At 68.3% G+C, this 26,529-nt stretch carries 29 protein-coding genes; 12 read left to right on the plus strand and 17 right to left on the minus strand.

Features of this window, described 5'->3' with window-relative positions; genetic code table 11:
• Positions 1 to 6 precede the first annotated feature (6 nt).
• Genes VGF12_RS10615 through VGF12_RS10630 form a run of 4 tightly spaced genes read left to right on the plus strand, consistent with a single transcriptional unit; the run spans position 7 to position 4,565 of the window.
• Positions 7 to 1,476, plus strand: coding sequence for an NCS1 family nucleobase:cation symporter-1 (locus tag VGF12_RS10615; RefSeq protein ID WP_331176005.1), 1,470 nt, complete (start codon positions 7 to 9; stop codon positions 1,474 to 1,476).
• Entirely contained in the window at positions 1,473 to 2,927 is a 1,455-nt protein-coding gene (hydA, locus tag VGF12_RS10620) for a dihydropyrimidinase (protein WP_331176006.1), read from the plus strand. The genes VGF12_RS10615 and hydA overlap by 4 nt, the downstream gene beginning before the upstream one ends.
• The gene (locus VGF12_RS10625) at positions 2,924 to 3,289 is read left to right on the plus strand and encodes a VOC family protein (protein WP_331176007.1); all 366 of its coding nucleotides are present in this window, start codon (positions 2,924 to 2,926) and stop codon (positions 3,287 to 3,289) included. The genes hydA and VGF12_RS10625 overlap by 4 nt, the downstream gene beginning before the upstream one ends.
• Positions 3,290 to 3,299: 10 nt before the next feature.
• On the plus strand, positions 3,300 to 4,565 hold the full coding sequence (locus VGF12_RS10630) for a Zn-dependent hydrolase (RefSeq protein WP_331176008.1): 1,266 nt from the start codon (positions 3,300 to 3,302) through the stop codon (positions 4,563 to 4,565).
• Between the two features lie 176 nt (positions 4,566 to 4,741).
• Here VGF12_RS10630 and ilvD read toward each other — a convergent pair whose 3' ends face one another.
• Positions 4,742 to 6,601, minus strand: a complete 1,860-nt coding sequence (ilvD, locus tag VGF12_RS10635) for a dihydroxy-acid dehydratase (protein WP_331176009.1) — start codon at positions 6,599 to 6,601, stop codon at positions 4,742 to 4,744.
• 122 nt (positions 6,602 to 6,723) lie between these two features.
• Entirely contained in the window at positions 6,724 to 7,125 is a 402-nt protein-coding gene (locus VGF12_RS10640) for a hypothetical protein (RefSeq protein ID WP_331176033.1), read from the minus strand.
• Between the two features lie 86 nt (positions 7,126 to 7,211).
• Here VGF12_RS10640 and VGF12_RS10645 point away from each other — a divergent pair, with 86 nt between their 5' ends.
• On the plus strand, positions 7,212 to 7,586 hold the full coding sequence (locus VGF12_RS10645; RefSeq protein WP_331176010.1) for a MerR family transcriptional regulator: 375 nt from the start codon (positions 7,212 to 7,214) through the stop codon (positions 7,584 to 7,586).
• 3 nt (positions 7,587 to 7,589) lie between these two features.
• On the opposite strand, the gene VGF12_RS10650 is transcribed toward VGF12_RS10645, so the two are convergent.
• The 5 genes from VGF12_RS10650 to VGF12_RS10670 all read right to left on the minus strand — a co-directional run bounded on the left by VGF12_RS10650 (position 7,590) and on the right by VGF12_RS10670 (position 10,884).
• Positions 7,590 to 8,273, minus strand: a complete 684-nt coding sequence (locus tag VGF12_RS10650; protein WP_331176011.1) for a type IV pili methyl-accepting chemotaxis transducer N-terminal domain-containing protein — start codon at positions 8,271 to 8,273, stop codon at positions 7,590 to 7,592.
• A 104-nt stretch (positions 8,274 to 8,377) separates the two neighbouring features.
• Positions 8,378 to 9,541 (minus strand): methionine aminotransferase, encoded by a 1,164-nt coding sequence (locus tag VGF12_RS10655; protein WP_414710060.1) that lies wholly within the window; start codon positions 9,539 to 9,541, stop codon positions 8,378 to 8,380.
• A gap of 22 nt (positions 9,542 to 9,563) precedes the next feature.
• Complete coding sequence (locus VGF12_RS10660) at positions 9,564 to 9,938, minus strand: carboxymuconolactone decarboxylase family protein (protein ID WP_331176013.1); 375 nt, start codon at positions 9,936 to 9,938, stop codon at positions 9,564 to 9,566.
• A gap of 77 nt (positions 9,939 to 10,015) precedes the next feature.
• The gene (locus VGF12_RS10665) at positions 10,016 to 10,474 is read right to left on the minus strand and encodes a hypothetical protein (RefSeq protein ID WP_331176014.1); all 459 of its coding nucleotides are present in this window, start codon (positions 10,472 to 10,474) and stop codon (positions 10,016 to 10,018) included.
• Positions 10,471 to 10,884, minus strand: a complete 414-nt coding sequence (locus tag VGF12_RS10670; protein WP_331176015.1) for a VOC family protein — start codon at positions 10,882 to 10,884, stop codon at positions 10,471 to 10,473. The genes VGF12_RS10665 and VGF12_RS10670 overlap by 4 nt, the downstream gene beginning before the upstream one ends.
• A 136-nt stretch (positions 10,885 to 11,020) precedes the next feature.
• Between VGF12_RS10670 and VGF12_RS10675 the strand changes: the two genes are divergently transcribed.
• From VGF12_RS10675 to VGF12_RS10685, 3 genes are read left to right on the plus strand one after another with little or no spacing between them, the layout of a single operon-like run.
• A complete protein-coding gene (locus tag VGF12_RS10675) occupies positions 11,021 to 11,641 on the plus strand; it encodes an RNA polymerase sigma factor (RefSeq protein WP_331176016.1) in 621 nt (206 codons plus the stop codon).
• A complete protein-coding gene (locus VGF12_RS10680; RefSeq protein WP_331176017.1) occupies positions 11,638 to 12,150 on the plus strand; it encodes a hypothetical protein in 513 nt (170 codons plus the stop codon). The genes VGF12_RS10675 and VGF12_RS10680 overlap by 4 nt, the downstream gene beginning before the upstream one ends.
• A gap of 22 nt (positions 12,151 to 12,172) precedes the next feature.
• Positions 12,173 to 13,327, plus strand: coding sequence for a hypothetical protein (locus VGF12_RS10685; protein ID WP_331176018.1), 1,155 nt, complete (start codon positions 12,173 to 12,175; stop codon positions 13,325 to 13,327).
• A 3-nt stretch (positions 13,328 to 13,330) separates the two neighbouring features.
• On the opposite strand, the gene VGF12_RS10690 is transcribed toward VGF12_RS10685, so the two are convergent.
• From VGF12_RS10690 to VGF12_RS10730, 9 genes are all read right to left on the minus strand, one after another.
• Positions 13,331 to 15,016 carry a flotillin family protein gene (locus tag VGF12_RS10690; protein WP_331176019.1) on the minus strand — a complete coding sequence of 562 codons (1,686 nt, stop codon included), beginning with the start codon at positions 15,014 to 15,016 and terminating at the stop codon, positions 13,331 to 13,333.
• Positions 15,017 to 15,036: 20 nt separating this feature from the next.
• Positions 15,037 to 15,663, minus strand: coding sequence for a YqiJ family protein (locus VGF12_RS10695; RefSeq protein WP_331176020.1), 627 nt, complete (start codon positions 15,661 to 15,663; stop codon positions 15,037 to 15,039).
• A gap of 28 nt (positions 15,664 to 15,691) precedes the next feature.
• A complete protein-coding gene (locus VGF12_RS10700; RefSeq protein ID WP_331176021.1) occupies positions 15,692 to 16,360 on the minus strand; it encodes a PspA/IM30 family protein in 669 nt (222 codons plus the stop codon).
• A gap of 1 nt (position 16,361) precedes the next feature.
• A complete protein-coding gene (locus VGF12_RS10705; protein WP_331176022.1) occupies positions 16,362 to 16,865 on the minus strand; it encodes a hypothetical protein in 504 nt (167 codons plus the stop codon).
• 72 nt (positions 16,866 to 16,937) lie between these two features.
• Positions 16,938 to 18,512, minus strand: a complete 1,575-nt coding sequence (locus VGF12_RS10710; RefSeq protein WP_331176023.1) for a GDYXXLXY domain-containing protein — start codon at positions 18,510 to 18,512, stop codon at positions 16,938 to 16,940.
• Positions 18,509 to 19,492 carry a DUF2157 domain-containing protein gene (locus tag VGF12_RS10715; protein ID WP_331176024.1) on the minus strand — a complete coding sequence of 328 codons (984 nt, stop codon included), beginning with the start codon at positions 19,490 to 19,492 and terminating at the stop codon, positions 18,509 to 18,511. The genes VGF12_RS10710 and VGF12_RS10715 overlap by 4 nt, the downstream gene beginning before the upstream one ends.
• 48 nt (positions 19,493 to 19,540) lie before the next feature.
• Positions 19,541 to 20,593, minus strand: a complete 1,053-nt coding sequence (locus tag VGF12_RS10720) for a homocysteine S-methyltransferase family protein (protein WP_331176025.1) — start codon at positions 20,591 to 20,593, stop codon at positions 19,541 to 19,543.
• A 102-nt stretch (positions 20,594 to 20,695) separates the two neighbouring features.
• Positions 20,696 to 20,833: a hypothetical protein gene (locus VGF12_RS10725; protein WP_331176026.1), complete on the minus strand. Its 138-nt coding sequence runs from the start codon at positions 20,831 to 20,833 to the stop codon at positions 20,696 to 20,698.
• Positions 20,834 to 21,081: 248 nt separating this feature from the next.
• Positions 21,082 to 21,972 (minus strand): alpha/beta hydrolase, encoded by an 891-nt coding sequence (locus VGF12_RS10730; protein WP_331176027.1) that lies wholly within the window; start codon positions 21,970 to 21,972, stop codon positions 21,082 to 21,084.
• A 141-nt stretch (positions 21,973 to 22,113) separates the two neighbouring features.
• Here VGF12_RS10730 and VGF12_RS10735 point away from each other — a divergent pair, with 141 nt between their 5' ends.
• Genes VGF12_RS10735 through VGF12_RS10745 form a run of 3 tightly spaced genes read left to right on the plus strand, consistent with a single transcriptional unit; the run spans position 22,114 to position 25,271 of the window.
• Positions 22,114 to 23,697 (plus strand): ABC transporter substrate-binding protein, encoded by a 1,584-nt coding sequence (locus VGF12_RS10735; RefSeq protein WP_331176028.1) that lies wholly within the window; start codon positions 22,114 to 22,116, stop codon positions 23,695 to 23,697.
• Positions 23,698 to 23,751: 54 nt separating this feature from the next.
• A complete protein-coding gene (locus tag VGF12_RS10740; RefSeq protein WP_331176029.1) occupies positions 23,752 to 24,651 on the plus strand; it encodes a LysR family transcriptional regulator in 900 nt (299 codons plus the stop codon).
• Positions 24,648 to 25,271, plus strand: coding sequence for a M15 family metallopeptidase (locus VGF12_RS10745; protein WP_331176030.1), 624 nt, complete (start codon positions 24,648 to 24,650; stop codon positions 25,269 to 25,271). Before VGF12_RS10740 ends, VGF12_RS10745 begins: the two co-directional genes overlap by 4 nt.
• 23 nt (positions 25,272 to 25,294) lie before the next feature.
• Here VGF12_RS10745 and VGF12_RS10750 read toward each other — a convergent pair whose 3' ends face one another.
• The gene (locus tag VGF12_RS10750; RefSeq protein ID WP_331176031.1) at positions 25,295 to 25,690 is read right to left on the minus strand and encodes a GFA family protein; all 396 of its coding nucleotides are present in this window, start codon (positions 25,688 to 25,690) and stop codon (positions 25,295 to 25,297) included.
• Positions 25,691 to 26,012: 322 nt separating this feature from the next.
• Here VGF12_RS10750 and VGF12_RS10755 point away from each other — a divergent pair, with 322 nt between their 5' ends.
• Positions 26,013 to 26,483: a hypothetical protein gene (locus tag VGF12_RS10755; protein WP_331176032.1), complete on the plus strand. Its 471-nt coding sequence runs from the start codon at positions 26,013 to 26,015 to the stop codon at positions 26,481 to 26,483.
• Positions 26,484 to 26,529 lie beyond the last annotated feature (46 nt).

Genomic DNA, 26,529 nt, shown 5'->3' on the forward strand with positions numbered 1-26,529 from the left:
AGTGCCATGACCGACCCCACGCTGAGCAATCCCGATCTCGTTCCCACGACGGCCGCTCAGCGAACGTGGCGCTGGTATCACTTCGCCGCGCTGTGGGTGGGTATGGTCATGTGCATCCCGGCCTACACGCTGGCGGCCAGCCTCATCGAGTCGGGCATGAGCTGGGGCCAGGCTGTGGGCACGGTGTTCCTGGGCAACCTGATCGTGCTGGTGCCCATGCTGCTGATCGGACACGCGGGCGCCAAGTACGGCATCCCGTATGCGGTGCTGGCGCGGGCTTCCTTCGGCACGCGGGGCGCGCGGCTGCCGGCGCTGTTGCGGGCGCTGGTGGCCTGCGGCTGGTACGGCATCCAGACCTGGTTCGGCGGGCAGATGATCTACACCCTGGTCGGCGTGCTGATCGGCCACCCACTCTCCGGTGACGCGCTGCCAGGCCTGGGCATCAACGCGGCGCAGTTCGCCTGCTTCCTCGCCTTCTGGGCCCTGCAGTTCTGGTTCGTCGTGCATGGCATCGAAGCCATCCGCAAGCTCGAGACCTACACCGCACCGCTCAAGATCGTCATCTGCTTCGTGCTGCTGTGGTGGGCCTGGGAGAAGGCCGGCGGCTTCGGCCCCATCCTGGACCAGCCATCGCAGTTCGTCGAGGGTGGCAAGAAGGCGGGCCAGTTCTCGGCCGTGTTCTGGCCCTCGCTGACTGCCATGGTGGGCTTCTGGGCCACGCTGGCTCTGAACATCCCCGACTTCACGCGCTTCGCCAAGAGCCAGCGCGACCAGTTCGTGGGCCAGGCCATCGGCCTGCCTGCGCCGATGGGCCTGCTCGCAGCACTGGCGGTGTTCGTCACGTCGGCCACCGTCGTCATCTACGGCAAGGCGCTGTGGGATCCGGTGGACCTGGCCGCCCGCATGACGGGCGCCGCCGTGCTCATCGCGCTGATCGTGCTGCTGATCGACACCGTCAGCGTCAATCTCGCGGCCAACCTTGTCGGCCCGGCCTACGACTTCTCGGCGCTCGCACCGGGCAAGGTCAGCTACAAGCTGGGCGGCATCATCACCTGCGGCATCGCCATCGCGATGATGCCCTGGAAGATCCTTGCCTCCACGGAGGGCTACATCTTCACGTGGCTGATCGGCTACTCCGCGCTGCTGGGGCCGGTGGCAGGCATCCTCATCGTCGACTATTACCTGTTGCGCAAGACCGAACTGGTCGTCGACGATCTCTACCGCGAAGGCGGCCGCTACAGCTACCGCGGCGGCTGGAACATGGCGGCGCTGATCGCCTTCGCCGTCGGTGTGGCGCCCAACATCCCCGGCTTCCTGCACGCCGCGTTTCCGGCGGCCTTCCCCGGCGTCGGCGCGGCGTTCAAGGAGATCTACACCTATGCCTGGTTCGCCGGCCTGGCGCTCGCGGCCATCGTCTACGGCGTACTGATGGCCGGCAAGGTCCAACCCCAACCGCTCACGAGGAGCGCAACATGAGTTCCCAGTCCCTGCTGATCCGTGGCGCCGTCGTCGTCAATGCTGATGCCGAGTCCCGCACCGACGTGTTGTGCGTGGACGGCCGCATTGCCGCCCTCGGCGAGCGCGCAGTCACCGAGGCGCCGACCGGCACAGCGACGCTGGACGGCACAGGCCGCTACCTGATCCCCGGCGGCATCGACCCGCATACCCACATGCAGCTGCCCTTCATGGGAACGGTCACGCAGGACGACTTCTTCTCCGGCACGGCCGCGGCGCTGGCCGGCGGCACGACGTCCATCATCGACTTTGTCATTCCCAATCCGCAGCAGCCGCTGATGGAGGCGTATCGCACCTGGCGTGGCTGGGCCGAGAAGGCCGCAGCGGACTACGCATTCCATGTCGCCGTGACCTGGTGGGATCAGAGCGTCAGCGACGACATGGGCACCCTCGTGCGCGAGGAAGGCGTGAACAGCTTCAAGCATTTCATGGCGTACAAGAACGCCATCATGTGCGACGACGAGACGCTGGTGAACAGCTTCAAGCGCGCGCTGGAGCTGGGCGCCATGCCCACCGTGCACGCCGAGAATGGCGAGCTGGTCTACCTGCTGCAGGCCGAGGTCGCCAAGATGGGCATCACCGGTCCCGAGGGCCACCCGCTGAGCCGCCCGCCTATGGTGGAGGGCGAGGCCGCCAACCGCGCCATCGCGATCGCCGACGTGCTGGGCGTGCCCATCTACATCGTGCATGTGTCGTGCATCGAGAGTGCCGAAGCCATAGCCCGGGCTCGCGCTCGCGGCCAGCGCGTTTTTGGCGAGGTGCTGGCCGGCCACCTGCTCATCGACGACAGCGTCTATCGAGACCCGGACTTCGCGACCGCTGCGGCCTACGTGATGAGCCCGCCCTTCCGCCCCAAGATTCACCAGGAGTTCCTGTGGCGTGGCCTGCAGAGCGGCCAGCTGCACACGACAGCCACCGACCACTGCACCTTCTGCGCCAGCCAGAAGGCTGCGGGCAAGGACAACTTCGCCAAGATCCCCAATGGTTGCGGCGGCGTCGAGGAACGCATGGCCGTGCTGTGGGACGCAGGCGTCAACTCCGGCCGCCTGACGCCGAGCGAGTTCGTCGCCATCACGTCGGCCAACGCGGCCAAGCTCTTCAACATGTACCCGCGCAAGGGCGTCATCAAGGAAGGCGCCGATGCGGACCTCGTGCTGTGGGACCCGGCCGGGACCAAGACACTCTCCGCAAAGGCGCAGTTCTCGAAGAACGACTTCAACATCTTCGAGGGCCGCACCGTGCGCGGCGTGCCCAGCCACACCATCAGCCAGGGCCGCGTCGTGTTCGCCAATGGCGACCTGCGTGCCGAGCAAGGTCGGGGACGCTACCTGAAGCGCCCCGCCTTTGGCCCGCAGTTCGATGCCGCGTCCAAGCGCGCCACCGACCTCGCGCCCACCGCCGTCGCGCGATGAACACGCAGACCGTCGTCCCGCAGCTGCGCATGACCCAGGCCGAGCGCAGCCTGGCGTTCTATGTCGGCCAGCTCGGATTCACCATCGACTGGGAACATCAGTTCGAACCCGGGCTGCCGCTGTTCGTGCAGCTCACGCGCGAGGGACAGACGATTTTCCTGAGCGGCCACGCCGGCGATGGCCAACCCGGTGGCGCGGTCTATTTCTGGGTACCGGATGCCGATGCCACCTATGCCGCATTCGTGGCCAAGGGCGTGCAGCCGGCCAAGCCCATCGAAGACATGCCCTGGGGCGTGCGCGAGTTCCTGCTCGTCGACCCCGACCACAACCAGTTGCGCTTCGGCACCGAGCTGCCGGACTGAGGACATCACCATGGACATGCCCACCACCAAGCCCGATCTCACGACGCTGCGCATCAACGGCCAACGACTGTGGGATTCGCTGATGGAGCTGGCCCGGATCGGCGCCACCGACAAAGGTGGCGTCTGCCGACTGACATTAACCGATCTCGACAAGCAGGGGCGCGACCTCGTCACACGTTGGGCGCGCGAGGCCGGCATGACCGTCACCATCGACCAGATCGGCAACGGCTTCATGCGCCGGGCCGGGCGCGACAACAGCCTGCCGCCCATCATGACCGGGAGCCACATTGACACCCAGCCCACCGGCGGCAAGTTCGACGGCAACTACGGCGTGCTGGCCGGCATCGAGGTGGTACGCACGCTGAACGACCACGGCATCGAGACCGAGGCGCCCATCGAGGTCGCGTTCTGGACCAACGAGGAAGGGTCGCGCTTCGTGCCCGTCATGATGGGCTCCGGCGTGTTTGCCAGGGCGTTCACGCTGGAACACGCCTACGCAGCCACCGACACCGAGGGCAAGACGGTCCGGGGCGAGCTGGAGCGCATCGGCTACATCGGCGACCAGGTGCCGGGCGACCACCCGATCGGCGCCTATTTCGAAACCCACATCGAGCAGGGCCCGGTGCTCGAGGACCACGACAAGACCATTGGCGTCGTCACCGGCGTTTTGGGCATCCGTTGGTACGACTGCGTCGTGACGGGCATGGAAGCCCACGCCGGCCCCACGCCTATGGCGCTGCGCAAGGACGCGCTCCAGGTGGCCACCCGGCTGATGCAGGAGGTCGTCGCCTGCGCCCATCGCCACCCGCCGCACGGCCGCGGCACGGTGGGCATGGTGCAAGTGCACCCCAACAGCCGCAACGTCATCCCGGGTCGCGTGAAGTTCAGCATCGACCTGCGCAACGCGACCGATGCGCTGTGCGAGGCGATGGACGCCGACATCCGTTCGGTCGCCGCGAAGCTCAGCGCCGAGAGCGGCCTGCCGATCGAGATCACGCCGGTCAGCGCCTACCCCGCCCAACCCTTCCACACCGACTGCATCGCCGCAGTCCAGAAGGCCGCTGATGCACTGGGTTACAGCAACATGCCGGCGGTATCCGGCGCCGGCCACGACGCCGTCTACATGGCCCGCCTCGCACCGGCCGGCATGATCTTCATTCCCTGCAAGGACGGCATCAGCCACAACGAGATCGAGGACGCCAAGCCGGCGCACATCGAAGCAGGCTGCAATGTGCTGCTGCAGGCGATGCTGAGCGTGGACCCGGCCAAGTCCTGACGGCTGCGCGGCAAGAAGACGCCGGGTACTTCATCAAGCGGTGCTGAACGCCAGGGCCCCTGTGGCAGGCGCTGCTGCAGCCCGGCGTCGCCGTCGAGCGGCCTGCCGGCGCCGCCGCCCGAACGGGGGGCATGGTCGAGCCACTGCCCCGCCATGCTGGCTTGGTCGAGCGAGTGTCAGCCTTCGAGCTGACCCAGATCCCGCACCGCCCCCTTGTCCGCCGACGTCGCCAGCAGCGCGTAGGCCTTCAAGGCGGCAGACACCTTGCGCGGACGCGCTTCGGTCGGCTTCCAACCCTTGGCGTCCTGCTCGGCTCGGCGCTTCGCCAGCTCTTCATCACTGAGCAGCACGTCGATGGTGCGATTGGGGATGTCGATGCGGATGCGATCGCCGTTGCGCACCAGGCCGATGGCGCCCCCCGCCGCAGCCTCGGGCGAGCAGTGGCCGATGGACAGGCCTGACGTGCCGCCCGAGAACCGACCATCGGTCAGCAGCGCACAGGCCTTGCCCAAGCCCTTGGACTTGATGTAGCTCGTCGGGTAGAGCATCTCCTGCATGCCGGGGCCGCCCTTGGGACCTTCGTAGCGAACGACCACGACGTCGCCGGCCTTGACCTTGTCGTCCAGGATGTTCGCGACCGCCTCGTCCTGGCTCTCCACCACGTGGGCCGGGCCTTCGAAGACCAGCAGGCTGTCGTCCACGCCGGCCGTCTTCACGACGCAGCCGTCCAGCGCGATATTGCCACGCAGCACGGCCAAGCCGCCTTCCTTGCTGAAGGCATGCTCGAACGAGCGGATGCAGCCCTCGGCGCGGTCGGTGTCCAGGCTGGGCCAGCGGCTGTTCTGGCTGAAGGCCACCTGCGTCGGGATGCCGGCCGGGCCGGCCATATAGAAGGTCTTGACGGCGTCGCTGGGCGAGCGGGCGATGTCCCACTGGTCCAGCGCGTCCTTCATTGTCTTGGCATGCACCGTGGGCGCGTCGGTGTGCAGCTTGCCGGCGCGGTCCAGCTCACCCAGGATGGCCATGATGCCGCCGGCGCGGTGCACATCCTCGATGTGGTACTTGTTGGTATTGGGCGCGACCTTGCACAGCTGCGGCACGTCACGCGACAGGCGGTCGATGTCCGTCATGTCGAAGGCGATTCCTGCCTCCTGTGCCGCCGCCAGGATGTGCAGAATGGTGTTCGTGGAGCCGCCCATCGCGATGTCCAGCGTCATGGCGTTCTCGAAGGCCTTCTTGCCGATGGCGCGCGGCAGCACGCTGACGTCGTCTTGCTCGTAGTAGCGGCGGCAAAGCTCAACGACCGTGCGGCCGGCCTGCTTGAAAAGCTGCTCGCGATCCGCATGCGTCGCGACGACGGTGCCGTTGCCGGGCAGCGAGAGCCCCAGCGCCTCGGTCAGGCAATTCATGGAATTGGCCGTGAACATGCCCGAGCAGCTGCCGCAGGTGGGGCAGGCAGAGCGCTCCACCTCGGCGAGGTCGGCGTCGCTGACCTTGCTGTCGGCGGCCATGACCATCGCATCGATCAGATCGAGCTTCTTGATCTCGATCTTGGCCGTGCCCGGCACCGCCAGGCGCACCTTGCCAGCCTCCATCGGGCCGCCGGACACGAACACCACAGGGATGTTGAGCCGCATCGCGGCCATCAGCATGCCGGGGGTGATCTTGTCGCAGTTGGAGATGCACACCAGCGCGTCGGCGCAGTGGGCGTTGACCATGTACTCGACCGAGTCGGCAATGATGTCGCGACTGGGCAGCGAATACAGCATGCCGTCGTGTCCCATCGCGATGCCGTCGTCCACGGCGATGGTGTTGAACTCCTTGGCCACGCCGCCCACGGCCTCGATTTCGCGAGCCACCAGCTGGCCCAGGTCCTTCAGGTGCACATGGCCGGGCACGAACTGGGTGAACGAGTTGGCGATGGCGATGATGGGCTTGGAGAAGTCGTCATCCTTCATGCCGGTGGCGCGCCACAGCGAGCGGGCGCCGGCCATGTTGCGGCCGGCGGTGGAGGTCTTGGAGCGGTAGGTGGGCATGGCAGCGGCCTGTGCGGTTCGGGAGCGGGAAATGCCGATTTTCCGGCAGCGCGCGGTCGGCGTCTGCTGGCAGATGCGTTCCCGGGGGCGAGCCGAAAGCTCGGTTGCGCCATGCCGAACGCTCAACGCCCCCTTACCGGCCACAGCTGCACCACCGCCCAGGCCAGCTCGGGCAGCAGGAAAAGCAGCAGCACCGGCAGGCCCCCCTGGCTCCACGCCCAGGCCATCCACAGACTGAACAGCAGCCGCCCGGCCGCGTCATACCGGCCAAACTGCACCGTCGGCCCTCGCAGCCGCAACACAGACCACACCAGCACCAGGCTGGCCATCAACAGCGCGAACAGCGTCTGCACCGGGCCGAAGTCCGACAGCGTCGGACCGCCCAGTGCCTGGTTGAGCGCACTGAGCTGCTGGCGGTTGAACTCGAAGGTCCACGGCGTGGCGAACGGCGCAGTGACGATCAAGTCATACAGCGCGCTGAACCAGACAACGCGCAGGAAACGGGGAGAGCTGAGGGCGAGCATGTGGGTCACGACATGGGTGAGGTTGAAGTGCCGGCATCCTCAACCCTGGACCATACTCAAAGGTCAAGCTCCTTTTTCGTCGTCCCATGCGCATCGGCACCCTATCCACGCTGACCGGCCTGAGCCGCGACAGCCTGCGCTTCTACGAGAAGCGCGGCCTGCTACAGGCCCGCCGCAGCAACAATGGCTACCGGGACTACCCCGAAGAAGCCGTGCAGTGGCTGGGCTACGTTCGCATGGCGCAGCAACTGGGCTTCACACTGGCCGAGATCTCGGCGGATCTGCCGTCGCTGGTTCGGGACGAGGACGCCGGCCAGGCGTTGCGACTGACGCTGACCCGCAAGCTGGCCGACATCGACGCACGCATCGCGGCCCTGCAGGATCTGCGCGGCTTGCTGGCGACCCGGCTGGCCGACTCGCTGGAGACTGGCGAGAGCTGCCCACTGCGGCCCGTGGCCTGAGCCTCAAACCACCGCGCTGCGCACCGCCTCACGCACGAGGCCGTCGAGCTGGCCCGTGATCTGGGTCAGCTCGCCCGACACGACCGCGAACTCGCGGCCCGACACGCCGGCCCGTGCCGCGACGACCTGGGCGTTGAACGACACGATGCGCGCATGCTTGGCGATCATCGCGATGTCTCCCATCACCGCGGACAGCTGTTGCTTCGCGGTGGCAGCGTGCTGCCGCGCCAGGTCTTCGTAGACCTGCGTCAGTTTGTTCAGTGTGGCCAGCAGCGGCGTGGCGCTTTCCACCAGCGCTTCAAGCTGCTCCGGCGCATTGCGAGTCTGGGCCGCGATGGCGTCCAGCGCCCGACCGGCCAGGTCGATGAAGGCACGGATACGCGCATCCGCCTGGTCAGCGCCGAAATACGCCTGATCGAGTTCGCCGCCCAGGGATCTGGGTGACAGTTCACCCTCGAGCAGCTTGCCATGCGCGTCACGGAACGTCGCCAGCGCATCGCGAGCCGTGTCCAGCGCACCCTCTCGCCCCTGCGAGGCCAGCACTGCATAGAGGACGACACGCTGCGACGTGAAGCGGCGCCGGCCTGACAGGTTGATGGTCTTGCCAAACAACTCGCCGGCGCTCTGCCTGGGGGCGGCCATCGCCCGCTTTGGTGCATCGGTCGAGGCATGCAAGTGGTGCAGCATGAGGCTCCGTAGGCTGGGTCACGACAGCGCCGCCCTCGGCGGGCCTACCGTCCGTGTCCTCCTCCTCAGCTAGCACGGCCCGTGCCAGTAAGGCACGACGTGCGTCAGCGCCGCAAGCCGCGTTGCAGGCGCTCGGCCGCCTCCGCCAGCGTCTCGTCCCGCTTCGCGAAGCAGAACCTCACGCATCGCCGCTCTTGTGGCCGCTGGTAGAAGACCGACAGCGGGATGGCCGCGACGCCGATCTCGGTGGTCAGCCACTTCGCGAAGTCCAGCTCCGGCAGGTCGGACACGGCGCTGTAGTCGACCGTCTGGAAGTAGGTGCCCTCACAGGGCAGCAGCCCCAGCCCTGTGCCGGCCAGCGCTGCGCGGAAAGCGTCGCGCTTGGCCTGGTAGAAGCCACTCAGGCCGGCCCAGGGTGCCGGGTCGGCCAGGTAGGTCGCCAGCGCGTGTTGAGTGGGCGTGTGCACCGTGAACACGGTGTACTGGTGCAGGCGCCGGAAGGCCGCGCTCAAGGCTGCGGGCGCGGCGACGAAGCCAACCTTCCACCCCGTCACGTGAAAGGTCTTGCCGAAGCTGCTGACGAGGAAGCTGCGCTCGCGCAGCCCGGGAAAGCGGGCCACGCTCTCATGCGCTGCGCCGTCAAAAACCATGTGCTCGTAGACCTCATCGCTGATGACGAAGAGGTCGTGCTGTTCGGCCAGCCGCTCCAGCTCGCGCAGGTCCTCAGCCGTCGCAACGCGACCACTGGGGTTGTGGGGCGTGTTCAACACCAGGGCCCGCGCGCGCGGCGTGATGGCGGCACGCACGGCATTCCAGTCGATGCGGTAGTCAGCCGTCATCGGCACACCCACCGGCACCGCCCCGGCCAAGCGTATGGCTGGGTCATAGCTGTCGTAGGCCGGCTCGATGATGATGACCTCGTCGCCCACGCCGACGCAGCATTGGAGTGCCGTGAATAGGCCTTGCGTGCCGCCGGCCGTGATCGTGATGTCACGGTCTGCGTCATAGGCCGAGGCGTAGAGCGCGTTGAGCTTGGCCGCAACGGCCTGGCGCAACGCCGGCACACCGGTCATCGGCGGGTACTGGTTGTGGCCGGCGGCCATGGCGTCGTTGACGGCCTGCAGCAGAACGGGGTCAGCGCCGAAGTCCGGGAAGCCCTGACCGAGGTTGACCGCGCCGCGCTCGGCGGCCAGCGCCGACATGACGGAGAAGATGGTGGTGCCCGTGTTGGGCAGCTTATTGGGCAAGGCGGGCATCGTGCCCGCCATTTTGCAGGGGCCGGCGTCCCGGTCAGGCCGCCTTTGCGCCCTCGCTGCGCACGTGGTCGCCGCCGCACTGCTCGAAGGCATCGAGTGCGCGGGCGGCATACATCAGCGACGGCCCACCACCCATGTAGACGCTGACGGCGAGCATCTCCTCGAACTCGGCCCTCTTGCAGCCCAGCTTGACCAGTGCTTCGGCGTGGAAGGCCAGGCAGGCGTCGCAGCGCGCAGCAATGCCAATCGCCATGGCAATCAGCTCCTTGGTCTTTCGGTCGAGCGCGCCTTCGCGCAGCGCCGCCTGGGACAGCGCGCCGAAGCCGCGCATGGTGTCGGGGATGTCGGCGCGCAGTTGCGACAACGTGCCGGAGATTTCGTTCGAAAGGGCACGGAAGTTGGTGCTCATGCCAGGCTCCTGGGGTGGGTCACGCGCCATGCTCCCCCTAGCGGCGCGCTGGCGCCTTGACCTGCCGCAAGACTCCGTCAGCCGTGCCCAGGCCCCCCCAGCAGGCACCGCCGCGCCACCAGCGCGATCGGGAAACCAAACAGGATGCAGTGCGCGGCCATGGCTGCCGCGTCCAGCCTGGGCGGCCAAGCCGGCGTATGCAGGGCCGAAAGCGGCAGCACGATGTTGTTCATGCCAAAGTAGACGACGAAGCCATAGGCCAGGCCGGCGGCCACTGCGCGGCGCAGCAGCACGGGCACGCGCATCGCCACGCCGCAGAACAGCCCGGCCCAGACCAGCGCGATGCCGTAATGCAGCACCACGCCCAGCGCAAACGTGGACGCGCCGCCGCTGAACGCCGCCTCCTTGCCGATCAGGCCGGCGGCCACGGTCTGGAAGACGCGCAGCTGCATGCCGTAATAGCTCAGCGCGAAGACGAGGTCGCCGCTGCCGGCCAGCAGGCCGCCCCACAGGATGGCGCGGGCCAGCGGCTTCACGGCAGTGGACCTGGCGGGCCCTTGAGCTCGACGACGTTGCCTTCAGGGTCGTTCACGTAGATGGACGCGCCCTCACCTTCGGCGCCATAGCGACTCTCGGTCTTGCCGGCATCGACGCCATGCGCCATGAGATGGGCACGGATGGCAGTCTCGTCGAAAGGCTCAACGCGCAGGCAGAAGTGGTCCAGATTGCGGCCCTCGACCCCGGGCGCCGCACCGCCCATGCGACCCAGCTTGCCGTCCACCGGCACGAGGTCGATCAGCGAACGGCCGGCGCGCAGCTGCACCAGGCCGATCTCCTCCTGGCGACGCTCGACGGCGCAGCCCAGCGTGTCAACATAAAAACGCAGCATGGCGTCGAGGTCGACGACGCGCAGCACGAGGTGGTCAAGGCCTTGCAGGTTCAGCATGCGGACGTTCCGGGCGAGGAGACGAGCATGATGCCGCGTCACCCCCATGCCAGAAGTGACGGCGGGTTTGTCCTGAGTAACGGCAATGCATGCTCGCGCTCAATAGGTTCATGCAAGCCCTGCAGGCCCCCACACCATGTACTCCGCCATGAGCTGGCTGAGCCGCCTCGGCTTCGTCGCCCCGACCGCGTGCGCTGCGGGCGACGAGGCCGCGCTGCTGGCGCGCCTGGCGGACGGTGATGCCGACGCGCTGGCGCTGGTCTACCGGCGCGAGAGCGGCTCGGTCTACCGCTACGCCCTCGCGCTGGCCGGCGACGAGGCCTCGGCGCTGGACGCCGTCCAGGAGAGCTTCGCGCAGCTCCTGCGCGGCCCGCAGGCCTACCAGCCCGGCCGAGGTTCGCTGGGTGCCTACCTTGCGGGCATGGCCCGACATCAACTGCTGAGTCAATGGCGCGATGCGCGGCGCCACGTGTCACTGGACGACTCGCTCGACACCGATGACGCCGCCGAGGCCGCCGAGGCAGTACCGGCCAGCGACACCCGACTCAACCAAGCCCAGCAGCAGGACGGCCTCTGGGCCGCCATCCGCCGCCTCAGCTGGCCGCAGCGCGAGGCCATCGTGCTGGTGGACCTGCAGGAGCGCAGTTATGAGGATGCCGCCGCTATCGCCGGCGTCGGAGTCGACGTGCTGCGCACCCGCCTGCATCGCGCCCGCCAGCGCCTGGCCGACCTGCTCGGCGTGGGAGAACGACCATGAGCAAGATCGACGACGACACCCCAGCCTGGCTGCGGCCGGCGCGCGCGGAGTTCGCGCGGCTGCGGCCCGATGCCGGGCAGGACGCCGCACTGCTGGCCAGCCTGGCCGACCAGCAGCGCACGCTGCGCGTCCGCCGCCTGACCGCCGAAACGGCCGAGGCGCATGAGCCGCGCTGGCTGCGTCGATTGGCATGGGGCAGTGGTGCCCTTGGCGCCACTGCCGCCCTATTGCTGAGCGCCATGCTGCTACTGGACCCGCCCGGCGCCCAGACGGCCCAGGCCGCCCCCGCCGGCAGCGGCTTCATCCCGCTGGTGCCGGAGGGCGAACTGCGCCAGGCCCTGGCGGTCGGCCGTGGCGCCGCAGTCTGGCTGCAACCCGCGGAGCTGCCGCGCGAACGTCTGGCCCTGCTGGGCCTGCCCTTCGATGCTGCGCGCGCCGACGAGACGGTACACGCCGAACTGATGCTGGAGCCGGGCGGCCAGGTGCTGGCCGTGCGAATCCTGAACTGAGTAGTTGACGACGGAGAACGACATGATGAAACCCCTGACCGGCCTGGCGCTGTGCACCCTCGGCGCCTCGCTGACAGCCGCGGCCAGCCCGCTGGAAGCCGACCGCGCCACCGATCGCAACCTCGAGCGGGATGTCACGCGCCACGTGCAGCTGGCACTGTCCGACATGCCCGTACGCATCGCGCTGGGCGACCAGGCCCTGATCTTTGCCAGCCGCGAGCTGGAGGGCGAGCGCGTCGTACGCGGTGCGCCCTACTGCGCGACGGCCGTGCACGAGAACGTGCAGCAACTGGCCGACGGCAACCGCATCGTGCGCAAGCAGCAGAGCCAGCTCTGCCGCGACGGCGAGGGCCGCACGCGCCGCGAGGTGCAGCGCGAAGGCGGCCCCAGGCTCATCTACCTGAACGACCCGGTGGCCAAGACAAGCTGGGTCATGTACCCGGACGAGAAACGCATGCAGCGGCTGCGCGGCACGGCGAACTGGGCGCGGGGCACCGACGCGGCCACGCAAGCGGCCTGGCAGGCCTCGATGCAAGACTGGGGCGAGCGCATGAAGGAGCAAGCCGCGCGCTGGAAGGAATGGGGCGCCCGCGTGGCCGAACAGGCGCGCAGCGCGGACGCCGAGCGCCTGCGCAGCCATGCGCAGGCGGGCGAACCCGGCATCGTCATCGAGCGTGAGTTGGTGGCGCCGGCTGCGTTGCCGGCCTCCGGTGTCGTGGAGCGCCGCCGCGAGCTGCGCGTCATTCGCGCCAGCGAGCTGCCGGCCCTGCCCGCGCCGCCGGCCCCTATCGCCGCACCCACGCCGCCGGTGCCGCCCGTGCCACTGCTGCAGGGCCTGATGCTGCCGCGAGAGGGCGGCACGACGACGGCACTGCCGCCGCGGGAAATCGACGGCCTCAAAGTCAATGGCGAGCGCACGACCTGGACCATAGAGGCCGGCCGGATCGGCAACGAGAAGCCCATCGTCAGCTCGCGCGAAGTCTGGCGCAGCCCCGACCTGATGCTGACCGTCATGAGCCGCGACGCCGATCCGCGTCAGGGCGAGCAGATCTACCGGCTCGAGAAGATCAAGCGAGGCGAGCCCGACCCGGCGCTGATGAAGCCACCATCCGACTACAGCGAAGGCCCGCGCCGGAGCGCGACGCCGGCCGCGAGCGCGCCAGCGCGCTCGTCCTGAACCTCACTCCGCCGACGTCGCCGGCGCAACCGGCTTGAGCATCGCGGCGAGGTTCTGTGCCATGCCGGTGATGCCATTGTTGGAAAGACCGGCATCCTGCATGACGGCGTCGACGATGGGCTTGGCGATCTGGTACTGCAACGCCGAATTCATCACCTGCTCGGGAAAGGTGCCGGCAGCGCCGCCCCCCTCGCCACCGCCTGCACCCTGCCCCGGCATGCCGTTCACCTGAACGATACGGATGGAGTCGATGTTCTCCATCGGCTTCACGGCCTCGGCCAGGATGGTGGGCAGTTGCTGCAGAAGCTGGGTGCGCACTTGCAGGTCGATCTGCGCGGCCGACAGCATGTTCAGTGCCTCGTTGATCGCACGGCGGCCTTCGGCTTCCGCGATCGCCGCGGCCTGCTTGGCCTTCGCCTCGATCGTCAGCGCCTCGGCACGGTCGATGGCCGCGTCCTTCTCGGCGGAGGCTGACACCTTCACCGCGATGGCGCTCTGCTCGGCGTCCTTGCTGGCCTCGATCAGCTGGATGGCCTTCTCGCGCTCGGCCACCGCCACTTGGCGCGCCGTGTTGACGGTTTCCTCGGCCTTGACGGCTTCGGCACGGGCCAGGTTGGCGACGGCATCGGCTTCGGACTGCTCGCGCGACTTGGTCGCGATGGCGATCTGCGTGTCCTGGCGGGCGATCTCGACCTGCTTGCGCTGCTCGGCGCGCTTCATCTCTGTCTGGCGCTCCTGCTCGATCTCGCGCGTCTGGATGACGAGGTTCTTCTCGATCTCGGCCGCCTTGATCTCGCGCTCGGCCTCGATGCGGCGCTGACCCACCTGGCGCTCCGCCTCGATCTTGACCGTCTCCGCTTCACGGCCGCGCTCGGCCTGCTGTGCGGCGATCAACGCGACCTGCTCGGCCCGCGCCGTTTCGATTTCCCGCTGCTGTGACAGCGAGGCGAACTCCTGGTCCTTCTCAATGGTCAGCTTCAGACGGGAGGCTTCGAGGTTCTTGGTGCGCACCTGCACCTCGGTGTCCTGCTCGACATCGTTGCGCTGCTTGCGGCGCGCCTCGGTCTGCTCGGTCAGGCGAGTCAGGCCTTCCGCGTCAAACGCATTGTTGGGGTTGAAGAACTGCTTGTCGGTCTGGTCAAGACTCGTCAGCGAAACCGACTCCAGCTCCAGGCCGTTCTTCTCCAGGTCCTCGGCCACGGCGTTCTGCACCGCCTGCACGAAGTCGCGGCGCTTGTCCTGCAGCTCCTGGATGGTCATGGTCGCCGCGGTGGCACGCAGGCTGTCGACGAACTTGTCTTCCACCAGCGCCTTCAGCTCGTTCGGGCTCATGGTCCGGGCGCCCAGCGTCTGCGCGGCAGTGCTGACGGCTTCTTCGGTCTGCTTCACGCGCACGAAGAAGGCAGCCGTCACGTCCACGCGCATGCGATCGCGCGTGATGAGGCTCTCGCGCTCGCGACGCTGCACCTCGAGCTTGAGCGTGTTCATGTTGACGAGCACGCGTTCGTGGAACACCGGCAGCACGATGGCACCGCCGTCCATGATGACCTTCTGCCCGCCCAGGCCGGTGCGCACGAAGGCCGTCTCCTTGGTGCTGCGCTTGTACAGGCGGGCGAAGATGAATCCGATGGTCAGCAGCCCGACCAGGGCAATACCGGCCATGCCGACGATCTCAATGACGTTTTCCATGCTCTCTAGCTCCCTCGTTGTCAGATCAGATGGGGATGCGGGTTGGCGATGCAGCGATAGAACGCCCCCTGCTTGCGCACGATCAGGATCTGCGCGCCCTCCTCGAAGACTTCCTCGTCCAGGTCGGGTTCGACCATCAGATAGTGCGTGCGGCCATGTGCGTCACGCACCCGCGCCTGCGCGGCAAGTCCGCGCCGCGCCGTACCGGCGCTGACCGATCCCGCCCGCCCCACCAGCGACTGCTCGCTGACGGCGCTGCTCTCGTCGCGCGGGATGATGTGCGCGATCAGGCTGCCCAGGCCCCGCACGGTGGTCAGGCCGGGCGGCACGGCCAGCAGCCCGGCGATCCAGGCCGGGATGAAGCTGCCGAACAGGTTGAATGCCACCTTCTGCAGCGCGTAGCCGAACAGCGCATAGCCCAGCAGGAACAGCAACAGCAGCACCAGCGCGGGCACGCGGCCCAGGTGCAGCCAACCGAGCACGCGGTCCAGCCCCGTCTCCGCCGCATGCTCCGGCAGCCAGCTGTCGATGAGGTTGCTTGGGCTGAGCGCGATCAGCATGCCCAGGCCTTCCAGCAACGCAATGGCGACGATCAGCGCGACCGCGACGCCGAAGGGCAGCGTCTCGGGCGAAGTAAACAGGTTCATCGGCCCTCCCTTGGAATGGACGTTAGTGTCAGGCCTGCCCTGCCTTGATCTGCGCCATGCGTTCGGAAATCTTGTGGTCGCGCACCAGGTCGTCCAGCTCACGCAACTGCGCTGCCTGCTTCAGGCTGCCGGCGCGCTGCGTGCCGTCCAGACCCGTCTGGCGCTGGTAGACCTTGTCGAAAGCGTCCGTGACGCGGCCCAGTCGCTGCTCTACGTTCACCTGCCCGAGCGGCTGCGCGGCGGACTCGGTCGCGGCGCGGCTCTTGCGGAACTCGGCCAGCGCCTCCTGCATCTCGCGCTTCTTGGCCAGCAACGCCGCGGTGAAGCCCTGCAGCTCCTGCTCCTGGCGGGCCAGGTCGGCCAGCGTCGTCTCCAACACGGGAATCTGGGCCTCGATGTCGATCTGCCGCGACACGGCCGCGCGCGCCAGATCTTCGCGTTGCTGGGCCAGGGCTTGCGAAACCTGATCGCGAAGCTCTTCATGGCCGCGGTTGAGCTTGGCGTGCTGCTGTTGGGCCAGATGCCGATTGGCGCTGACGACACCCAGCTCGTGGCGCACCTCGTCGATGACGCCCTCGGCCTCGCGGATCGCCTGCTCCATGACCGCCTGTGGGTTGCGGTCCTCGATCTTGTCGAGCAGTGCGTGCATGCTGCCGGCTATCACGCGGCCCACGCGGGTCTTCAGGGAATCGGCCATATCAGGCTCCTTTCGCGGCGGTGAGCGTCGAGGCCAGCTCGACGGTGGGGTTGAGGTGGCGCTTCACCACCTCGGGATCGAATGCATGCGCGGCATCGGTGGTGGCCTGGCGCAGCAGGGTCTCGCTGAGCAGCGCGGCACGGCGCACCAGGGCGTCCTCCAGCCTGGCCGCGTCGGCAGCGTTGGCCGGCGCGGCACTGATGACCAGGGCCATCAGCGTCGTGAGCTGCTCGACGAGTTGGCCCAGCACCTCGGAGTGGCGGCCCTCGCTGCCCTCGATGCGCACCAGTGCCTCGCGCAGCCGGTGCGTCAGCTCGCGCGCCCAGGCGTGGGCTGCCACGTAGTCAAAGGCGCCGTCGTGCTGGCGCTTGAGCTGGCCCAGCAGCACACGCAACTTGTCGCTGTTCGTCGTCGCGCCGTCGACCTGCAGCTGCGCCAGCCACAGGTAGAGGTCGCTGGGAATGCGCGCCGACAGCGGCTCCATCGTGATGGTCTGTGTCGCCATGGGGCACCTGCCTTCATGAGTTCCAACGAACACGAATGTATTCGTTTGAATTCATTTGTCAACAAGGAATTCTCAGAGTCTCTCCAGCGCCCCCCCACGCAGGCCCACGAGCAGGGCCTGGCCGTCCGGCTTCACCCGAAATTCGCCGAACCGCGCCGCCGACCAGCGACCAGCCTCGCCCTCCCTGAAGAACCAGGCATCGGTCACGACGGTCCAGCGGCCTCCCAGGGGCGAGAGCTCGATGAGTAGCTCGCCGGGGGCCAGCGCAGATCCGTCATGCAGCCGCACAAGGCGCGCGACGCGGCGGCCATCCAGGCTGGCGACGACGTGAGGTCGCCGCGCGGCCAGCAGCCCGCCGGCCTGCGAAGGCACCTCGCCGGGCAGCGCGAAATTCAACCGCATGAAGTCGCCCTGCATCAGCGAGCGCGGGTCCACTGGCGCCAGCGGGATGAAGACCGGCTGGCCCTCGGCAATCAGCGCCTCTTTTTGCGCGATGGCAGCGTTGATCACGAGCAGCACCGCGGCCAGGCTGACTGCGGCACCGAGGCGCGCTCCCCTGCCCCCGGCGACCCCGGCCGGCACCGCCGCATGGCCGTGGCGCCACAGCGGCCACATCAGCAGCCCCAGGAGCACGCCGGCTCCCACCAGCAGGGCGGCCTTGGTGGCCAGGGGCCAGGCCAACTGATAGTAGAAGCTGCCGACGATCCAGATGGCCGCCAGAACTGCCGCGGCGGCCAGGCGCCACCGCGCCTGCGCCGCGCAGCCCGCCAGAACCAGCAGCGCCGCGCCGAGCGCCGGCATGAAGGCGGCGAGCCCGGCCAGCACCAGGGCCACGCCACCGTAGGCCGGCCGGCGCAGGGACGGCCAGATCAGGCCCAGCCCGCCGGCACCGAGCAGGGCCAGCCCCGACGACACGTAGCCGGGCCAGCTTGCCCCGGCATGGCTGCCGGCAATGCCGCCTTCCGGTCCTCCACCCACCCCCCTGCCCAGGTTCCCCATCAGGGCAAGGCCGAGCAGGCACATGAGCAACCAGCCAGCCGCCAGCGCCACCAGCCCCGAATTCATGCCGATGCGCCACTCCCGCACGGCGACGAGCAGCCAGGCGCCGAGGCAGACATGCCAGCCCAGCCAGTACGCCGTCGTGCCAACCGGGGCGCCGAAGGGGTCGACCCATGGCCAGAACACCATCGCCATGAAGAGGGCGGCAGCCGCCCCCAGGCAGGCCTTGAGCCAGTGGGGGCGTACGGCCAGCCCGACGCCCCAGGCGAGCAGCGCCAGCACGGCGGGCGCCGCCGGTTCGTGCAGATTCCGGAACAGCCCGAAGCCCAGGCTGGCGCCGCCCGCCAGCAACAGGGGGACGGCCAGTTGCTCGACGAAGAGCGGCAGGCTGGCGCGCAGCATCACCACGGACGTCAGCAACAGCACGGAGCCGGCCAGATAGGCTCCCCCATGCTTGAACAGGGGCCCGAACATCAGCGCCACGGCCACAAGCAGGGGCACGGCCGCCAGCCAGGCGCCCAGCGCCGTGAGCAGTACCACCGGCCAGGGCCTCGCCGCGGTGGCGTCGACGGGCGGGCTGGCATCGGCGGGCAGCAGTCCGCGCGCCTGGGCCTCGCGCCAAAGGGCTTCGATGGTGGCGCGCGTCATGCGACACCGCCTTCGCGCCGCCCTGCCGCGCGAGCGAGCCTGAGCACGCCGCTGACCGTGGCTGCCAGCATGCCGGCAGCGGCCAGCCCCAGCAGCAAGAAGCGACCCATGGCGTCACCGCCTGACGCCGCGCTGAACAACAACCGGGCCAGTCCGCCCACCAGCACGACATTCAGGCCCAGCGCCACTGCACTCAGGTTGAAGAGGTCGAAGCCCTTGGGGCTGGCCAGCATTGACGCTGCGACGCCGAGAGCCAGCAGGGCCATCAGGGCCTGCAGCGTCGGGTCCTGGCCGAACAGCGCAGCCAGCGCCGTCGCGGTGACCAACCCCGCCGAAAGGCTGGCTGCGGTGCGCCGCGCCCAAACGCCGCAGCCTGCGCGGCGGCCCCACCGGCCATGCAGTGCCAGCGCGAGGCCCAGCGCCGCGAGCCAGCCGATCAGGTGAACCACGACGTCATCGGCCTCGGCACGCCAGCGGTGCCCGACATGCGCCGTCACCCACAACGCGATGGCGGTGAGGGCTACCAGGGCCCAGCCCATCCATAGCGCATCCGAGCGCAGACCCAGCGCCAGCGGCAGGGCCAGCACGGCCCATAGCGCAAAGAGCTGCCAGGTGTCTGCGCCGGTCTGGTAGGTCTGACCGAAAAAGGCGAGCAGCCCGCCGGTAGCCAACAGGCACCACACACCCAGCGGCAGCCGCAAGCCGGGGCGGACGATGATGCCCAGGGCGCCCAGGCCAATCGCGGCCTGCAGCAGGGCGAACTGCATCGTGCGCGACAGCCCGGACCAGTTCGCTGCGATCGCAAAAATCAGGCCGAGGCCGCAGAGCAGGCCAGCAAGCCCCGCCAATAGCAGCGGCAGACGCGCCAACAAGGGTGCAGGCTCCCGGTCCAGGCCCGCCAGGGCCAGCAGCTCAAGACGCTGCTCGCTCCTCAAACCATGTGCGCGGACGCTGTCCGCCACCACGCCACGCCAATCCATGCGCTCCCCCTGGGGCCGGGTGAGGCCCCGACTCGGGACGCATGCTACTCAAGCTGCATCGAGCATCTGGCTGAAGAACTTCTCGCCGCTGACCCGCGGCTTGTAGGCCGACACGGCCTTGGCGATGGCGGCGATGTGGTCGGGCGTCGTGCCGCAGCAGCCGCCTGCGATGTTCAGGAAGCCGGCCTGCGCGAACTCGCCGACCAGGCGGGCCGTGACGTCCGGCGTCTCATCGAAGCCCGTGTCGCTCATCGGGTTGGGAAGGCCGGCGTTGGGATAGCAGCTCACCGCCACGTCGCCCGCCACCTTGGACAACTCCTCGATGTAGGGCCGCATCAGCGTGGCGCCCAAGGCGCAGTTCAGACCGATGGCGATGGGGCGCGCGTGGCGCACGGAGTGCCAGAAGGCCGTCACAGTCTGGCCCGACAGAATGCGGCCGGAGGCATCGGTCACCGTGCCCGAGATGATGACGGGCAGGCGCTCGCCGGTGTCTTCCATCAGTTCGTCCAGCGCAAAGATGGCCGCCTTGGCATTCAGCGTGTCGAAGATGGTCTCGACGAGGAAGACGTCGGCGCCGCCTTCGAGCAAGCCTTTGGCCTGCTCGTAGTAGGCCGCGCGCAGCGCGTCGAAGTCGATGTTGCGAGCGCCGGGGTCGTTGACGTCGGGGCTGATGGACGCGGTGCGCGGCGTCGGGCCAAGGGCGCCGGCGACGTAGCGGGGCTTGCCGGGCGTCGAGTATTTGTCGCAGGCGGCGCGGGCGATCCGCGCGGCGACGAGGTTCATCTCGTAGGCCAGCTCGGGCAGGTCGTAGTCCTCTTGCGCGACCGAGGTGGCGCCGAAGGTGTTGGTCTCGATCAGGTCGGCGCCAGCGGCGAGATACTGTTCGTGGATCTCGCGGATGACGTCGGGCCGCGTGAAGAGCAACAGCTCGTTGTTCCCCTTCAAGTCCTTGCCGTGGTCCTTGAAGCGCTCACCGCGGTAGTCCGCCTCGCCCAGCTTGTAGCGCTGGATCATGGTTCCCATCGCGCCGTCGAGCACGGCAATGCGTTGCTGCAGCAGGGCAGGCAGGTCCTTGGCGCGGGTGTAGGCGATGGGCTTCATGCCACCATTTTCGCAGCCTCGGCAATGGCCTCGCCCAGCTGGGCACATGACGAACTGCCCAGGTCGGGCGACTTCGGCGGTGGTGGTCCAGGAAGTCCCGCTTCATCGCGCGGCCCAGGTCGGCCCGATGAAGTTGGCGATGCCCTTGCCAGCGATGCCCGGCGCCGGGCCGCGCACGGGCTCCAACAGGCTGGGCCATTGGCGCGCCGGGTTCAGGTTGGCCGCGGACGCGATGGCCATCGTGGCACCGAGGCCGGCCAGCCGACGGCACCGAAGACGATCGCTTCGTGGCCCGCAAAACCGATCCTTCTCGTTGCCGGCATCATCTGGCCACGCTGCTCGTGGCTGCGACAGTGTGCGAAGTCGAACTCGTCGAAGCACAAAGGCAGGCTGAAGCGCTCGGCCACCGCACCAGCACGCGCATGCCCTCGGGCATGACCTCGGGGCCAATGCCAATGCCATTGCAGGCGATTGCGGCGAACTTTGCGTCACTCGTCCTTGTCGAAAAAGTCCGCCGCCTCAGACAGCACCGCATCCGGCGCCTCCTCGGCGATGTAGTGCCCGCTGTCCACTGCGCGGCCCGTCACGTCGACGGCCACGGCCTGCCAGAGCTTCAGCGGCTCGAAACAGCGCCCGACCACTCCGTTGGCGCCCCACAGCACGCGCAGCGGCTGGGTGACACGACGGCCCGCGTCGCGGTCCGCGCGGTCGTGCTCCAGGTCGATGCCGGCACCGGCGCGGTAGTCCGCGCAGATGGCCGCCGCGCTGCCCGGGCTGGCGATGCAGCGCTGGTACTCGGCCCAGGCACGCGAATCGAAGAGCCCGCTGCCGCGTCGACCCATGCCGTCACGCAGGTAGGCGACGGGGTCGGCCTCGATGAGGCGCTCGGGAAGCGGCGCCGGCTGGATCAGGAAGAACCAGTGCCAGTAGGCGCGAGCGAAGGCCTCGGTCGTGCCCTCGTACATCGCCAGTGTGGGCGCAATGTCCAGCAACATGAGTCGCGTGACGGCGCGAGGATGGTCCAGCGCCAGCCGGTGCGCGACGCGTGCGCCACGGTCATGGGCCAGCACGGCGAAACGTTCATGGCCCAGCGAGCGCATCAGCGCGACCGCATCCATCGCCATCTCGCGCTTGGCGTACGCGGCACTGTCTTCCCCGGCAGGCGGGCGGTCGCTGTCGCCGTAACCCCTCAGGTCCATCAGCACGACACGACGGGTCTGTGCGAGCACGGGTGCCACGCGGTGCCACATGGCCATGGTTTGCGGGTGACCGTGCAGCAGCAGCAGCGGCGGCCGGCCGAAGGCCGCCGCCCCTGCCTGGCGGGCAAACAACGTGACGCCATCGCGCTGCGCCGTCAACGGTTGGAAGCCGTTCCACATGTGCTGATTGTGAAGGCGGGCACACTGTTACGGCCCCGCGCACCCATGAGCTTTTGTTATGCCTCATGATCTCGGCCTCGCTTGCCGCTGCCGCGGGTGCTCCGAACAATGACCGATCGCCCATCTCCCCTGCCTACCGCCATGAAGCTCGCCGCTCCGCTGCTGTTCGCCACCCTCTCCCTGCTGGGCACTGTGACCGCCCAAGCTCAGGGCAAGCCGCTCGTCTACTGCGCCGATGCCAGCCCCGAGGGCTTCGATCCCGGCATGTGGGACAGCGCCAGCACCAACATCGTCAGCGCGCAGATGTTCGATGGCCTGTTGGGCTTCAAGCGCCCGACGACGGAGCTGCAGCCCAAGCTGGCCACCAGCTACGAGATCTCACCGGACGCCAAGAGCTTCACCTTCAGGCTGCGCACCGGCGTGAAGTTCCAGAGCACGGCTTGGTTCAAGCCCACGCGCACCCTGAACGCAGACGACGTGGTGTTCACGTTCAGCCGCTTCATCGACCCCAACCATCCATTCAACAAGGCCTTCCCGGCCAACTTCATCTACCCGCAGAACCTGGGCCTGGCCAAGCTCATCGACGGTATCGACAAGCTCGACGAGCACACGGTGCGCTTCCGCCTGAAGGAGCCCAACGTCACCTTCGTCGCCAACTTCGCCTTCGCCTGGGCCGGCATCCAGTCCGCTGAATACGCGGCGCAGTTGCTGAAGGCAGGCAAGGCCAGCCAGATCAACGTGCAGCCGGTGGGAACCGGGCCCTTCCAGTTCAAAAGCTACGCCAAGGACGACGTGCTGCGCATGACGGCCAACCCGGACTACTGGGGCGGCAAGCAGCCCACCACCAACCTCGTCTTCAGCATCAGCCGCGAGCCCAACGTGCGGGTGCAGAAGATCGCCGCCGGCGAGTGCCACGTGACGGCCGCGCTGCGCGACGTGGACCTCGCGTCGCTGGCCAACAACCCCAACATCAGCATCGAGAAGATCCAGGCCCTCAACATCTCCTACCTGAGCTTCAACCTGAAGAAGGCGCCCACCGACAAGCGCGAGGTGCGCGAGGCGCTGGACATCGCCATCGACCGCAATGCCATCTTCAAGGCGCTCTTCCCGCGCGGCGACGCGATGCAAGCCGTCAGCGCCTTCCCGCCCTCCGTGCCCGGCTACAACAGGAATCTGAAGAACGAGTTCGACCCCGCCAAGGCCAAGGCCCTGCTGGCCAAGGCCGGTTTCCCGAAGGGGCTGGAGATCGACCTCTGGGCCCTGCCCGTGCAGCGCCCCACCAACCCCAACGGCCAATTGATGGCGCAGCTCATCCAGCAGGACTGGGCCAAGATCGGCGTCAAGGCCAACATCAAGACCTACGAGTGGGGCGAGTACCTCAAGCGCGCCAACAACGGCGAACACAACGTTTACATGAGCGGCTGGAGCGGCGAGACCGGCGACGCCGACGACTTCCTGACGCCGAACCTGAGTTGCGCGGCCAACAAGAACGGCATCAAGTTCTGCAATGCCGCGTTCGAGAAGCTGATCGACGAAGCCCGCGCCACGCCCGACCAGGCCAAGCGCATCGCGCTCTACGAGAAGGCCCAGGAGATCTTCAAGCGCGAGCGGCCGTGGATCACGATGGCGCACTCCACCGTCTACATCCCGATCCGCAAGGACGTGGTGGGCTTCAAGATGGCGCCCAACGGCTCGGTGGACTTCGAAGGGGTGTACCGGAAGTGAGCCCCCGGCCCAACGAGTCCGCCGGCCCGGCGCCCGGCCCTGAACACTGACACTATGCGACTCAGACACATCGAGGTCTTCCACGCCATCATGCAGGCCGGCACCATCAGCGGCGCCGCCCAGCTGCTGCACATCTCGCAGCCGGCCGTCACAAAGGTGCTGCAGCACTGCGAATTGCAGCTCGGCATGGCCCTCTTCGACCGCGTGCGCGGCAAGCTCTATCCGACGCCCGAAGCCCAGCGCCTCTTCGTCGAGATCGACAAGCTCAACCGCGACCTCGTCGGCATCCGGCGCTTGGCGGCCAACCTCAAGAGCGGCGAGAGCGAGCAGGTGCGCCTCGTTGCCACGCCAGCCCTCGCGATGGCTATCGTGCCCGCCGCGATGACTCCCTGGTGCAAGGCCTACCCCAATGCCAACTGCACGCTGGCCACGCACCACACGCGCGAGATCGTGTCGGCGCTCCTGCTCGGCGAGGCCGACTTGGCGCTGTCGCTGCAGGACCCGCGCCACCCCGGCATCAAGGCCGAGGCCATTGCCGGCGGCACCATGGTGGCCCTGTGCCCTCTGAACAGCCCCGAGGCCAAGGGCGAAGGCCCCCTGGGCCTGGCCGACATCCGCACCGAGATCGTCGGCCTACAGAGCGACGACCCGCTGGCCGGCCTGCTCCACCATGCTGGCGAAGCCCTGGGCCAGCCGCTAGCCAGTCGCATCAGCGTGCAGACCTACCAGCTCGCGCGTGCTCTCGTCGAGGCGGGCGTCGGCATGACCATGGTGGACCCCTTCACTGCCGCCAGCGCTGACCCCACCCGAGTCCGCGTGCGCGCCCTGTCGCCGGCCGTGCCCGTGCAGCTCTACTTGCTCAGCGCAGCAAGCGCACCGCTCGGCCAGGCCGCGCGTCGCCTCGTCAAATTCATCACCGCCGCCGCCCACGAGCACCTGGCCCGCCTGCCGTGACCTCCGCCTTGAACAGCCTGCGCATCGAAGACATCGCCAGCCATCCGGACTTCCGGCGCCTGGCCACATTGCAGCACGGCATTGCCGTGGACCTGCGCTACGCGAGCGCCGACAACTTTGTCGGCCACGCCGTCTATGACGGCATCGCCTGTGACTGGCTGCGCCGCGAGGCCGCCGATGCACTGGAGCGCGCCGCCGCCTGGCTGCATGAGCGCCGTCCCGGCTATCGCCTGCTCGTGCTTGACGCGCTGCGTCCCCAGCGCGTCCAGCAGCGCTTGTGGGACGAGCTGCAGGGCACGCCGCTGACGATGTACCTGGCCCACCCCGAGCGCGGCTCCATCCACAGCTTCGGCATGGCCGTGGACCTGACCCTGCTCGACCCGACGGACCGCGAGGTCGACATGGGCAGTGGCTTCGACGAGATGACGCTGGCCTCCCATCCCGACCATGAAGTCGAGCACCTGGCACTGGGCACGCTCAAGCCCGAACACCTGGTCGAGCGCGGCTGGCTGCGCGCGGCCATGCGCGAGGCCGGCTTCCACAGCATCACCACCGAGTGGTGGCACTTCGACTTCGGCGACCGCGTGGCGGTCAGGCGGGACCTGCCGCGGGTGCTCTGACCCCGCGGACCGGTCCCGTCCGCTCAAGGGATGTGCTCGGCCTGCGCGGGCGGAATGACCCAGCGGTGCTTCCTGTCCTCATAGACGGAGACCGCGGGCGCAGGGAAACCGGGGTCGGCGAAGGCGCCCACGGGAATGGCCACGAAGGCCTCCAGCCCCTCGGGCACGTAGTACACCGTCGCGCCGCAACGGGGGCAGAAGTGAAAGCTGATCCGGGACCCTTCGTCACCCACCCGGGTGTATTCGGTCGAGACGCCCGAGATGGCCACCTGCTCTCGCGCAAACCGCGCCTGCTCCCCAAAGACGCTGCCGGTGCGACGCTGACACGCCAGGCAGTGGCAGATGGAGACGCGCAGCGGCTCGCCGCGGACCGCGGCCATCAGCTGGCCGCAACTGCAGGAGGCAAGGCGATTCGACATGGGCGCTCGGTCCGTTGAGCTGGCAACGATACATCCTCACGACAGTGCGGCGCCGGACGGGACCGACTGCAGCTTGATGCGCGGCCGCCGCGAGGCGCCGCCCGGGCCCAGCCGACCGTTGAGCCCTATCGCAAAGCCCCCGTGCAGCCAGGCTGTGCGTGAGGCACACGGAGACATCGGCCAGCCAAACCTCCGCTGACGGACCGTCACCGGGACCATAACCCACATCCACTGACGAGATTCATCAGGGCAAACTCCCGGCATCGAGCACGCCCGATGCGCCATCATGACGCCTGATAACTTAGTTAGCATCCCCACCAAAATGCCCCCACCCTTCGACATCAATGAATGCTCCCGGTCAACTCTGGCGCGGTGCATCGCCGCCGCAGCCGCGGTGGTGCTGGCAGGTTGCGCATCGGGCCCGCTGTCCTTCATCGAAGGCGTGCCCTTGACTCGGACGGACTCCAGCCTCTATCCCGTCCGGATCGTCGCGGTGGACGGCAGCATGCATTTCGACGGCCCCAGCGAGCCGGTGCAGCTGTCTCCCGGTCCTCGGCACGTGGTGCTGGAAGCAGCGCCCAGCCGCAGCGCGAGGAAGACGGTGCTGAAGTCCTTCATCCTCCAGATCGAGCCCTGCCGGCGCTATTACCTGGCGGCGCAAAGGCAGTCGTCGATGGACGCGGACTGGACGCTCGTCGAAGACCGGAAGGAGGTCGTCGCCGGCTGCGATGAAGCCGAGGAGTTGCGCAAGGCCGAGCTGCTGGCCAAGGCGTCCGCCGGCGGCGCCCGCTAGGGGCTGGCTATCGAGGCGGACCCGGTCGCGTATCGCCCGCGTCCCG

It is taken from the genome of Roseateles sp. (assembly GCF_036404855.1).
Taxonomy (GTDB): Bacteria; Pseudomonadota; Gammaproteobacteria; order Burkholderiales; family Burkholderiaceae_C; genus Pelomonas.